This window comes from Clostridioides sp. ZZV14-6387, assembly GCF_020657835.1.
GTDB classification, from domain to species: domain Bacteria; phylum Bacillota; class Clostridia; order Peptostreptococcales; family Peptostreptococcaceae; genus Clostridioides; species Clostridioides difficile_A.
The window spans coordinates 1-11754 of record NZ_JAGWCW010000052.1 but is presented as its reverse complement, the minus strand read 5'-3'; the positions used below and the strand labels follow the sequence as shown (position 1 = coordinate 11754).

The following is an 11754-nucleotide window of genomic DNA, read 5'->3' as shown; positions in this document are numbered from 1 at the left end:
CAACTACACACAAAGTACCTGCAGGTAAAATAGGATATGTAGCATTTAAACCATACTTCAAAGAAGTAAGAGGTACTGTAAATGGAGTAGTGGCAGGAACTCCTATAACTCAAAAAATAGTAGCACAAAGCCCTATTAAAGCAGGAAATGTTTGTGATGGATTAGAATATCTTGCATATAAATAATAATAGAAAGAGTTGATTAAAATGGAAAATAAAAATACGTATTTAGTAATTAGTTTAATATTAATAATAATAGGTTTTATAATATTATTTTTTAATGTTGACTTAGCATTATCACTAAAAACAGTATATCTATCTGATAAAGGATTTGGAGAAGCAATTGAAAATCAAATATTTAAAAACTATTCTTATATGTTTTTAATAATAGGTGGTGTGTTATTTTCCAGAGGAATTTATAATTTAACTAAACCTGAGATAATCAAATTAATTACAAATAAAAAATAAATATTAAATATAATAAAAGGACTTATAAATTATAAGTCCTCTTATTAAGCCTAAAACCTGCTATTTTACTTTTATCCAGTCCTTTACTAACTCTATATTCTTGCTCTCAGAGCCAAGACTTTAAAACCCTTAAATAAAAAACAGGACTATACTCCCCTTAATACAAAGAGCCGTTTTTTAACGCACCTATTTTTTTTAGTGTTGTTCTTACCTTAGATTCCCTTATATTTAATTGTTTTACTATGCTTCTATTACTTAATCATTTTTCTTTGAGTTTCAATAGTTCTCTTTTAAGTTTAGAAACCCCTGATGATTTTTGATTAATTTTAGCTTTAAAAACTATTAAAGGTCTTTATCTAATAGATTCTTTTAGAACTTTAATATGTCATTTGCTTTGTTAAATATACCTGTCCCAATTTTATATTCTATAAGACCACATATTGCACCTAATAAAAATTGCAATTCAATTGATTTATTAACAGTGTTTAGATTAAATTTTCCCAATGATATTTCTATTAACTCACTACTCAAAAATAATAATACAATATTAGAGCAAGCACATATATATATCAATCTCATCCATGGATTAAGTCCATCTTCTTCAATTAAGCTTAACTCTTCAAAAGATAGATTTAATTTTCTAGCACCAAAAGAAATCCAAGTACCTATTACTGAACCAATAGATACATATATATATTTATCTAAATAAGAAAAATTAATTTTAAACACAATATATTTAATAATTAAAAGAATTAATGCAATAATAATTGCGTATTTCCCTAAATCACACATATATGTATTTTTTATCCTATTTCCTTCTTGAATGCAAATTTTATCTTTTAATTTCTCAAGTGTTTTTAAAGAAAGTTTTGGTGCTGGATTTTTTCCAACTAAACCTACTTGAGCAAGAGACAAAAGTTCATTTAAATACTTTTTCTTTATTTCTGATTTTGTATTTTTAAGTGTTGAAATATAGGAACTTGCTTCTTCAACACTGTGAAACAGTGTTACTTGTTCTTCAGGTACAGTATCTTCTTCAACATCTTCAAGTAATCCGCATTTTATATCCCATTCATTTTCAGGATTTATATAAACGATAAAACATCCTTTAGACATTTACAATGCATTTCCACATGTTGGACATTCTTTGCCTGCTCTAGCTAAACTTTCATTAATATTCATTGTGCCACCAAACAGTTGTATTAACTCACCTAAAATTCCCTCTTCTTCCTCTGTTAAAACTTGTCCTCCTTCTTTTTTTGATTGCAAATTCATTTTCAATAATTTAAGATTGTAAAATTCCATAAAAATACATTCCTCCATTTATAAATAATTTTAAAACTATTATAATTATACCTCAAGTTCTACCTGGATAGAGTAAGTATCCAAATCTCTAAAAAACATCCCTTCCTACACCTAAAAGGAAACAGGACTACGTCCCCCTTAATACAAAGAGCCATTTCAGTTGACAAACTATAAAGACTTTAAAATTTTACTTACTGCTTGTCTACTTATTCCAATATTTCTTGCTATTTCACTTTGATTCAGCCCTTTATTTTTTAGTTCTAGTATCTTATATATTCTATCTTGCTTTTCTTGCTCTCTATTTGTTAAACCATGTTCATTTCTTCTATTTTCTTGTCTTCTTAGATTATTTCTTATGTATTTTTCATTTTTACCTATTATTGATTTAAGATATTTTTGTTCTTCTTCTGTTATTCCCAATAAATCTATCAGTGTGCTATTCTTAAATTTATATTTTTTGCCATTGTAAGCCGTTTCTGCACTCTTTGTATGTTTTACTACCTCATACTCCATCAGTGGTTTTACAAACTGTTTATTCAACTCTAGGGTACATTCTAATGCTTGTACTTCATCCTCCATAAAACAACAAGTAAAATATCTATATAAAAACAAGGTTACCTCTCTGCACCCTTCCATATCATAACTTCTAAGTTCACATATTTTTATCAAGTCATTAAGTCTTGCATGATATAAGCTATATTCATTAAATAAACTAATAACCTTTTTTGGTCTTCCTTTACTTTTCTGTTTCTTTTCCTTTAGCTCTGGTAAATAATTTTCTTGTATCTCTTTCAAAGTATAGGTATATCCATCATAATCAATTATTTTAACTTCTGTTTGTGTCTTGGAATTAATTGTTCCTGTGGCTCGTAACACACGTGTAGGGTCTAAGGCTTTCGCATCTGCTCCAAATTCTTTTAATTGATTATATATGTATCTTTGTATCGCATACCAAAGTGGTAAGGCTTTGCTTGGTACTGATTCAAGCTTTAATACATAATATAACCCTCTGCCACTGTCAATTAACATAGTTGGGTTTGGTATTATCCCATTTAAATCCTTTTCTATAAAGAATCTGACCGCTTCTTTCGTATAATTTGTATTGTAACAATCTATATCTATAAATATTGCATTTAATTCTTTTATATTTTCAATCCTTCTCTGTGGTTTATAAAAAGTATTATGACTTATATAAACATTTACTTTATTGTCTATAAGCTCATGATATTTATTTTCTAACTCATTTATTTTATAGTGCCATTGTGTAAACTTTTGCTCTTTTTTACTTGCTAATGTTATGTATCCTTTTGACTTACTATGTATTACTTCTAAATTATTTATATCATCCAATAATATATCCTTTGCATTAGAACAATTCATATTATCCCCCTTATCTTTTAGGAGTCAATTAAATTTTAACAAGCTATGTATTTACATTCTTTTGTAAATCTCGTATAATTAATATATTAAAAGGATATATTTATCCTATGTGTTTACATGTTAATTAAACTTTAGTAGTTTTAATTGACTCTATTGTTTTATTGTTGAAAGAATGAGTGGTTGCGGTCAAACAAATACTCATTCTTTTTCTATTTTTTGTTAATTAGTATTATATCATTAATAAAATTATAATTCATTGTTTAGAATTATTTTTCTGGTGGTTTTAATTTATATCTTGTCTGTTTCAAATACAATTCTTAACAAGTCATCTTTTAATATCATTTTTAACACTTCCTTACATTTGTATTTCAAACTTTTGCACCCTATAATTGTTTATTTTGTATATTCCCAGTTAAGTTTTTAATATCTCTTTTTCAATAAAATATCTTGTTAACTCTAATGCATCAACTTCAAGTGCTTTTGTTAATTCAAGTATCAGTGTTACTGTTGGACTATGATAAAAACATTCTCTCTCTAATTTTGATATATAACTTTGACTTATATTAGTCATTTTACTAAGTTGATTTTGAGTTATTTTTTTATTTGTACAAGATATTTTTAATATATTTTCTATTTTTAATCACTCCCAATATTTTACACCTATACTTATTATATTAACTATACACAATAATGGTTGTCAATAGTTAAATTGCGTGCAGTACATATCTTGTGTAATATGTATTTATATAACAATGATTATAAGGGGGGTTAATATGTATATACAATTAAATGAATTATTAATGTCTAGGGGTAAAAGTAAATACTGGTTATCAAAGCAAACAGGAATGACACCTCAAAACATTGGTCGATTAGCTTCAAACCAAACCACATCTATTAAATTTGATTCTTTAGAAAAAATTTGTATGGCTCTTAAATGTTCTCCTAATGAGTTGTTAGGTTGGGAGCAAGAATAAAAATATAATTCTAAAGGATTTATATATAACTACTAGAATACTACTTTGGTAGTTATTTTATTTTGGAGGTTTAAACATGGATAGATATACATTTGATAATTTACCTATCAAGGAGCAAATACAATATATTAATAATAAGCTCCTAGAGGGCGATACACTAACTAATACATGTAAAGATATTGGTATTGGTCGTACAACTATAAGAAATAGATTTAAACAACATGGTTATGAATTTAATCAAGCTAAGAAGCTATACATATCTATTGTTGAAGTTGTTGAATTAGAAAGTAGTTCAAAAGTAGTTATGCAAAAAAGTAGTAACAAAGTAGTTGAGGCTGATACTAATAATATTAATAACTTAAAGGACATTTTATATAATTTTAATGAGATGAATACTAAGCTAAATGAAGTATATAGTTGGTACGAATCACAAAGTAGTAATAAAGTAGTTGGGGCTGATAAACTAAATATAGATGATTTTGAAGGCAATATAGTCACTAGAAGCTATAAGGTTTATGAGGATATACAAAAGGAGTTTGTAGCCTTCTGTGAAGCTAATAAGAAGTACAGGGTACAAGATATTATTAGTCAAGCTCTTAAAGATTTTATGGATAAATATAAATAGTTTACCTACTTTCTGACATTCTAAAAACTTTTCCATGAAAATCTCATTTTTTAGCTTCCTGTGAAAATTATGTACTACTTCCAGTCCTCTATCTTTATTTACTTATTAAATGTGATGGGGGGCGTATTATATATATTTCTATTGAGCATATACTCATCAAAACATAGCATTAGTTTGATTATTATATTTCTATTTGCTTTAAGTTTTTATATATAATCTATTCCTCAATACATTGTAATTACTTACTTTTTTAGTTTTTATATTAATATTCAAATTATTCCTTTTTAAGGGTGCTCTAAGTGCTATATATACATTGCAACTTATATACTTTTTAGGGGTGCAGTTGCATATGCAAACTCTTTATTTCCCAACATTTAACCCGTTGTAAATATTTATATCCTTTATTATCTAAATATAGCATTTTAAACAACTCCGACTATCTTTAGTAGTAATATTTTACATAGCTTTATTAATGTATTTTTGCATCTGCAACCATGATTTTAAGTTGCAACACCCCACCCCCACACCTTACACAAAACAATGCCTATCTCCGAAGCCATATACCTACCTCGGTTCACATTTTTTAATTTAAAAGGGTTATTTTTATCAAGGTGGGGCTAATTATTGCACTTTTTTGTGGCGAATCAAATAGCCCTCTATGTATTGATATAGCTTTATTTAAAACACTTAATTGAGTTGTTTCAATCTAAATTAAGTGAGTTTTAATAAGACAAAATATATAGGTTGTAACTTTATTTCAAAAATACAGTAAAATAAATAGCTATATACATTGATTTCACTTGAATCAAAAGGTTTTTTCGAGTTGTTTTTTATCTTTTTTTACTTAATATGAAATATCCCTTATATCTTATTGCACCATAACTTTATTTAATAAAGTAGTTTCGTTATACAACACCCTTGTATATGTTGATTTCACTATAGTCAAGCAATGTATTTGAGTTTGATTTTTTATTTAGTTTAGTAGTTTTGAAATATTATAATATTAAGCTTCAATATTCCTTCACTATCATTTGATAATCAATTAATAATAGCTATTTTTTCTAAACATGATAAAAACAAACTCAATCCATGTAATAGGAATACATACAAGTATATAAAAAAATGTACGATTACTATAAACTATTACATTTATTTTAGTTGTCCTTATCTATTGCAATTACTTATACATAAGCTTATTTGATTATTCATTAATTATAAAATGTAAAAATAGCAAAGAAAATCGTACATTTTTAACTATAAATTAAGTTTCATGATGGCATTATCAGCTTGTTTTTGTACTACCCCAATATAAGTTAATGTATCTATCTGATTAGCATGGTTTAAAGCTCTTTGTGCGACTTCAATTCCTTTATCCTTAAATATATGTAAACCATGTGTTTTCCTCATACTATGAGTACCTATATTTAATTTTATCCTACAAGCTTTTGAAGCTTTTTTAATAATTCTATATGCTTGTGTAGTGCTTATTGCTTCATTCTCTCCCTTTTGACTTTTAAATAAGTATTCATTAGTTGGTTTATCTTTGCAATATATATCTAATATTTCTTTCAAGCTATCATTTATAGGCTTTCTTATTCTTTTCCCTGTCTTACTTTCTTTTATATTTATTTCTCTTTTCTTGTATACGTCTTTGACTCTTAGTTTTAAAATATCCTCTATTCTAAAGCCAGTATTTAACCCTAAAGTTATTAGGGTTAAATCTCTTGTTTTACCTTTGTTTCTAAAATATCTTTTAAGCTTCTCTATATCTTTTTTATTTTCAATAGGCTCTACTCTCATTTAAATCACTCCTATTTATAAATCCCAAAATGGGTGTTCATAAAAAACACAATATACACTTTTCCCTTTGAATTGTATTTGCCAAGTAATATGATTTTCTTCTATATTTTTAGTTTCATCTAAACAATCATATAAAAGTTGTTCATCAGCTTCATCAACTCTAAAAACTCCCGATTTATTCTTTTCAAATACATCTGCTAACTTTACTTTTCTTAAATCTAATTTTGGTATTTTTCTATAATTTCTTCTAGTCCCTTTCATAATGTCCCCTTTCATATTTTTATTTTTTTAATTTACTTTCCTTAACCTTGATTTACCCACTTAACCTTAATTTAGGTAATAAAAAAAGCCTAATAAAATTAGACTTTGTGTTTTTATCAACAAAAACCTAAAAATAGGCTTTGGCTCTCAAAAGATATTAAATTATTAATACATACACTTTTCTATAATACAATTATATCTATTTATTAATATAAAGTCTATACACATTATGTAGGAATTGTGTAAATATTTTGTATTTTTTTTGTGTATATAAATCTTTAGACATTTAATTAATAATATATCAAAGTAACTACCTAACACTCCTTTTTATTTCTCCACCCTCGAATATCTTTATCCACTCATAAAGTGTAGTTCTACCAATATTTAATATCTTTGCCACTTCATTCTTCTTTAAACTTCCATCAATGATTTTATTATAATATTTTATAAACTCTTTGTTAGTTTCTAAAAGCTCCTTAGTTACTTTTTGTCTACCAAACCATTTTCCACTCTTTGTATTTATCTCGCCAGTATTTTTTTTATCCTCTTTTAGTTGGTCTATTTTCTGCTGAGTTCTCTCTTGTATTGTTTCTCTCTCCATTTCTGCGACTGCCCCAAAGATACCTAATAATAGCTTATAGGTACTGTTCCCTGTGTCTATACCTTCTTTTAATATTTTCACTCTTACACCTTTTTGAACTAATACATCTATAATATCAATTAAATCCTTTAAATTCCTTCCTAGTCTGCTTATAGACTCACAGTAAACAATATCTCCCTCACTTACTTCTACTAACATTTTGCTTAATGCTTCTCTTTCCTTTGTTGCTCCTGTTATTACATCTTTATATATTTTATCGAACTTAATCCCTTCGCTTTCCAAAACTCTCTCTTGTCTGCTATTGTCTTGTTTTCTTGTGCTTACCCTTTCATACCCTATTATCATAACCTTACCCCCGTTCATCTTGTTATAATAATTATACAATATATTTTTCGTTCGGTCAAACTATATTTTTCATTTTTGTAATACCGAACATATTTTATTGTTGATTTTCAATGATTCTATGTAAAAATAATACAAATGTTGTTCGTACGGTCAAACGTTGGTTTTTCCGAACACGAACATACAACCTATTTTTTAAACAATAAGTATATTTTTATACATATCCAAACTATCTTTATTATTTTAATTGTTGTTCTAGCTATTCTTTTAATTTTAGCTTTTTTCTTCGCTTTAGCTATTTTTTTAGCTTTAGTTCTTTTTATAAAAAAACACCTCCTTATCCTGCCATTTCCATATGGTAGATTTAGAGGTTTCTTTTTATAACTTTTATTTGCACTATTAATTAAATATTTTATCTAAACTAGTAAAAATTTATTTGGACATAAAAAAGCTTCAATAGTAATCAAACTATTAAAGCTTATATTTATCTTAATATCTATTATTTACATTTGATTGAAACAGTTTTATATCTCTCATAGATTTTTTAGAAGCTTTCACAATATCAGTTATAAATCTTATTTCATAGTCATTACAATCTTTCAAAACTTCTTCTAACTCATTCTCAAAAATAGCTTTAGAACTTAAGATTGTATCACATAATAATTCATCAACTGACACTTCAAGAGTATTTGCAATGGAAACAAGTGTAGCTAAACTTACACTCGAATTTCCTGTTTCAATATTGCTGACATGTTGTGGGCTAACATTAATTTTCTCTGATAAAACTTCTTGTGTTAGCTTTTTCTTTATTCTTGCAATTTTTATCCTTTGACCTATAACTTTAAAATCAAGCTCCATATGCGTATTTCCTTCCTACAAGTATTCACACATATTGTAACCTTTCCAAAAGTATATTATAATAAACTAATAGAATAGTTCATTATGATAGTTATAGTACATAGAAAGGAATTATAATGGATATAACAAAGATACCAGAAGCTGAGTTCAAAGTAATGAGATTTGTTTGGAGTAAAAACGATATAGTCACTTCTAAGGAAGTCATAAAGGCAATGCAAATTAAATATAATTGGAAGCCAACAACAACACTAACGCTTTTATCAAGGCTTGTTGTTAAACGCTTTTTAGCATCTGAACGGATAAGTAGAATTACACACTATACGATACTTGTAACAAAAAAAGAATATAAAGTATCTGAAACCAAAAGATTCTTAAATGACATACATTCAAATTCATTAGAAAGCCTTTTAGGCTCTTTGAAAGATTGCAATATTGAACATAAAAAATAGTACACCAATATAAATAATATAACTTATACAAGTGTACTTTTTTTATATGTTACTCACTTAATTATCTTTTAAACTTATGTAAATACTTATGTTGATGGTTTTTAATTTCAATCGATTTAACTATTTTCCATTCGCTCTTGCAATAATGTTTTAAAGAGTTTCTTAACTTTTGTAAGTGTAATCTTCTTTTATTAATATTTTTGAGATGTACTTATTAATGTTTTTGACTCATTTTCAGCAGTAATTATTGCAACACCTCTATAAGTATGTCCCTTTGTCACAGAATATGAGTTTAATGCAGAACAAGTTTTTCCTCCAGTTTTCTTCGCAGATATTTTTAAATCTACCCAACTTCCACCTTTTAATTCTTGCAATTTAGTTATAATAGATGTTTTAGTTACTCCAGATTTTCCAACAACAGAAGCATTTACATTTGCTTTTCCATTATTAAATGATAAATTACACCTACCATTTAATATGTAAACCGAAAAAGGACTTATTTCTTCTTGACCATCTTTCATAAAAATAATATCAGATGAATTAAACTCATCAGCAAAACTAACAACTTTTACTGACATTATCATTACTAATACACATACAAATATTGAGATTATGTTTTTTACTCTCATTAAATACCTCCTTATAAAATATTATTTATTCAATATAACAACTAACTAGTAATATTTTAGACAAAAACTTACTTAATATTTTCTGCGATTTTAATAAACTCTTTTTTATCTTTTCTAGTTATTTTTTTTGTAGGTAGTTCTTTAGACAACATATAAATATTATTTTTATCATGCCACAGTAATTGTTGAGTATTTTCTTTTTCAACATATTGTGCATACTTATTATTAAATTTTATATTCTCAACAAGCGCATCCTCTGTATCCAACACTATAACATCCCTAGAATATAGCATCATTTGATAAATTATATAATTATCTGATTTGTCTTTATATGATATTGATAGATAATTCTCTTCTTCAATTCTTTCAACCTCTTCATATCCAGTAGAAATATATTTAGGTTCTATATATTTAAATGATACATTTGATTTATGAGGGTTTATAAAATTATAGTCTGTAAATTCTTTATATACCTTCTTCATTATTCTCATTAAATTTTCTGGAAAAGCTTCTGTTTTTATAGTAGTTATAGTGACTATACTTGATAAAATTATTATAAAAACTATAGCAATTCTTTTTAAATTTTTATAAGAGTTCTTTTTTACTCTTTTCTCATTTTCTTTTATAAGCTTATCCATTTTACTTTCAAACTCTATAGAAAATTCATAGTCAATATCTTCATCACAAGGTAATTCATGTAGAATTTTTTCTTCTATTTCTGGAAGCTGTTCATACAATAATTGTTCTATATCTAATTTATCTTTATTCATTTGAAAATGCCTCCATTTCATTTAAAATTTTTTTTAGTTTTTCTAATGCTCTTTTATTTTTCTTATACAAATTAACCTCTTTTATATTCAATATTTTAGAAATCTCTTTGATAGAAAAACCATGACTGTATTTTAAAAGAATAACCTGTAAATCTGTTTCTGATAGTTTTTTTAAAGCTTCTCCTAAATAACTACACTCACCTAAATTTTCAATTGATAAATCTAAAGAGTTAAATTTATAGCTCTCATCATTAATATCATTTATTTCCTCTTTTTTTCTTTTATTATATATATTTATTGAAATCCTTTTTACTATAATAACAACAAAACCTTTAGTTTTTGGACTATTCACATCACTTACTTTATTAAGATTATCAATTATCTTTAAAAATGCACTATGAACAGCATCCTCTGATAGAGCATCATCTCTTAGAATTTGATTGGCTACATAAAACATTAACTTCTTGTATTTAATATATATTTCTTCAAATTTAATTCTTTCTTCTTCTGAATCTATGATAGCTAAATATATTAACATAAATTATTCTCCCTTAAAAAAAATTATCCTTAAAAAAATTATATACAATTTATAAAAAATTATATATAAATGTCTAAAAATAAAAACTTCATTTGTTATATATATAAATACAAACATAAAGGATGGTGTTTTATATGAAATCAAAAAGAATAAACAAAATGTTAGCAACGACAATGACAATGGCAATGCTAGCAATGCCAGCAGTAACAGCAACATCATATGCAATGGAATCAACAGGGTTAGAGACAGAATATACATATAATAATGAATCTAAACAACAAGAAGAATGGATTAAATCGTTTGATACTGAAACAGGAAAAGAAATATTATTAAATAAAATTACTAACGAAAAAGTTTCCGAAGTATATGAAACTATAGCTGGAAAATTGATTAAATTAAATATTAATGAAGCATTAGAAAAATTTAATTTAAATGAAGAAACTATCACAAAATCTCCTAAGTCTATTTTTGGAGTATCAAGTGTTAAAAAAATTACTGGTTCTGCACGCAAAATATCACAAGATGTATCAGGAGGTAAATCAGGAGCAACTATCTCAATAGGAAATTCAACAACTGTATCTGAAAGCTTTTCTGTTGGAGGAACTACAGAAGCAATAAAAGCAGTTGTAAGAGCAAACTCAGGATTCACATGGAGTCGTTCTTTAACAAGAAGTGTCACAACTACACACAAAGTACCTGCAGGTAAAATAGGATATGTAGCATTTAAACCATACTTCAAAGAAGTAAGAGGTACT

The 11754-nt window shown here is 26.3% G+C and carries 17 protein-coding genes; 6 read left to right on the top strand and 11 right to left on the bottom strand.

Going from position 1 to position 11754, the window contains the following annotated elements; all coding sequences use genetic code 11:
- Together KGF38_RS19645 and KGF38_RS19640 are read left to right on the top strand one after the other, a co-directional pair.
- On the top strand, nucleotides 1-185 hold a 185-nt coding region (locus KGF38_RS19645), incomplete at its 5' end, for a hypothetical protein (RefSeq protein WP_227832673.1).
- Nucleotides 186-206: 21 nt separating this feature from the next.
- Entirely contained in the window at nucleotides 207-467 is a 261-nt protein-coding gene (locus KGF38_RS19640) for a hypothetical protein (protein ID WP_227832672.1), read from the top strand.
- Nucleotides 468-836: 369 nt separating this feature from the next.
- Here KGF38_RS19640 and KGF38_RS19635 read toward each other — a convergent pair whose 3' ends face one another.
- The 4 genes from KGF38_RS19635 to KGF38_RS19620 all read right to left on the bottom strand — a co-directional run bounded on the left by KGF38_RS19635 (nucleotide 837) and on the right by KGF38_RS19620 (nucleotide 3747).
- Nucleotides 837-1583, bottom strand: a complete 747-nt coding sequence (locus KGF38_RS19635; RefSeq protein ID WP_227832671.1) for a hypothetical protein — start codon at nucleotides 1581-1583, stop codon at nucleotides 837-839.
- Nucleotides 1584-1772 (bottom strand): hypothetical protein, encoded by a 189-nt coding sequence (locus KGF38_RS19630; RefSeq protein WP_227832670.1) that lies wholly within the window; start codon nucleotides 1770-1772, stop codon nucleotides 1584-1586.
- Nucleotides 1773-1940: 168 nt separating this feature from the next.
- On the bottom strand, nucleotides 1941-3152 hold the full coding sequence (locus KGF38_RS19625) for a winged helix-turn-helix domain-containing protein (RefSeq protein ID WP_227832669.1): 1212 nt from the start codon (nucleotides 3150-3152) through the stop codon (nucleotides 1941-1943).
- Between the two features lie 412 nt (nucleotides 3153-3564).
- On the bottom strand, nucleotides 3565-3747 hold the full coding sequence (locus tag KGF38_RS19620; RefSeq protein WP_227832674.1) for a helix-turn-helix domain-containing protein: 183 nt from the start codon (nucleotides 3745-3747) through the stop codon (nucleotides 3565-3567).
- Nucleotides 3748-3904: 157 nt separating this feature from the next.
- Here KGF38_RS19620 and KGF38_RS19615 point away from each other — a divergent pair, with 157 nt between their 5' ends.
- Nucleotides 3905-4126 carry a helix-turn-helix domain-containing protein gene (locus KGF38_RS19615; RefSeq protein WP_413926766.1) on the top strand — a complete coding sequence of 74 codons (222 nt, stop codon included), beginning with the start codon at nucleotides 3905-3907 and terminating at the stop codon, nucleotides 4124-4126.
- 76 nt (nucleotides 4127-4202) lie between these two features.
- Nucleotides 4203-4751 carry a hypothetical protein gene (locus tag KGF38_RS19610; RefSeq protein WP_227832667.1) on the top strand — a complete coding sequence of 183 codons (549 nt, stop codon included), beginning with the start codon at nucleotides 4203-4205 and terminating at the stop codon, nucleotides 4749-4751.
- A 1254-nt stretch (nucleotides 4752-6005) separates the two neighbouring features.
- Here KGF38_RS19610 and KGF38_RS19605 read toward each other — a convergent pair.
- The 4 genes from KGF38_RS19605 to KGF38_RS19590 all read right to left on the bottom strand — a co-directional run bounded on the left by KGF38_RS19605 (nucleotide 6006) and on the right by KGF38_RS19590 (nucleotide 8613).
- A complete protein-coding gene (locus tag KGF38_RS19605; RefSeq protein ID WP_227832666.1) occupies nucleotides 6006-6551 on the bottom strand; it encodes a tyrosine-type recombinase/integrase in 546 nt (181 codons plus the stop codon).
- A 15-nt stretch (nucleotides 6552-6566) separates the two neighbouring features.
- A complete protein-coding gene (locus KGF38_RS19600) occupies nucleotides 6567-6812 on the bottom strand; it encodes a hypothetical protein (RefSeq protein ID WP_227832665.1) in 246 nt (81 codons plus the stop codon).
- Nucleotides 6813-7122: 310 nt separating this feature from the next.
- Nucleotides 7123-7758 carry a recombinase family protein gene (locus tag KGF38_RS19595; RefSeq protein ID WP_227832664.1) on the bottom strand — a complete coding sequence of 212 codons (636 nt, stop codon included), beginning with the start codon at nucleotides 7756-7758 and terminating at the stop codon, nucleotides 7123-7125.
- A gap of 486 nt (nucleotides 7759-8244) precedes the next feature.
- Nucleotides 8245-8613, bottom strand: a complete 369-nt coding sequence (locus tag KGF38_RS19590; protein ID WP_227832663.1) for a helix-turn-helix domain-containing protein — start codon at nucleotides 8611-8613, stop codon at nucleotides 8245-8247.
- 116 nt (nucleotides 8614-8729) lie between these two features.
- Here KGF38_RS19590 and KGF38_RS19585 point away from each other — a divergent pair, with 116 nt between their 5' ends.
- Nucleotides 8730-9062, top strand: coding sequence for a BlaI/MecI/CopY family transcriptional regulator (locus KGF38_RS19585; RefSeq protein ID WP_227832662.1), 333 nt, complete (start codon nucleotides 8730-8732; stop codon nucleotides 9060-9062).
- Between the two features lie 191 nt (nucleotides 9063-9253).
- Here KGF38_RS19585 and KGF38_RS19580 read toward each other — a convergent pair whose 3' ends face one another.
- From KGF38_RS19580 to KGF38_RS19570, 3 genes are all read right to left on the bottom strand, one after another.
- Nucleotides 9254-9691 carry a hypothetical protein gene (locus KGF38_RS19580; RefSeq protein ID WP_227832661.1) on the bottom strand — a complete coding sequence of 146 codons (438 nt, stop codon included), beginning with the start codon at nucleotides 9689-9691 and terminating at the stop codon, nucleotides 9254-9256.
- Between the two features lie 68 nt (nucleotides 9692-9759).
- Nucleotides 9760-10461 carry a DUF4367 domain-containing protein gene (locus KGF38_RS19575; RefSeq protein ID WP_227832660.1) on the bottom strand — a complete coding sequence of 234 codons (702 nt, stop codon included), beginning with the start codon at nucleotides 10459-10461 and terminating at the stop codon, nucleotides 9760-9762.
- On the bottom strand, nucleotides 10454-10999 hold the full coding sequence (locus tag KGF38_RS19570) for a sigma-70 family RNA polymerase sigma factor (protein WP_227832659.1): 546 nt from the start codon (nucleotides 10997-10999) through the stop codon (nucleotides 10454-10456). Before KGF38_RS19570 ends, KGF38_RS19575 begins: the two co-directional genes overlap by 8 nt.
- Before the next feature lie 134 nt (nucleotides 11000-11133).
- Here KGF38_RS19570 and KGF38_RS19565 point away from each other — a divergent pair.
- Nucleotides 11134-11754 (top strand): hypothetical protein (locus tag KGF38_RS19565; RefSeq protein WP_227832658.1); only part of this gene is annotated, 621 nt, incomplete at its 3' end.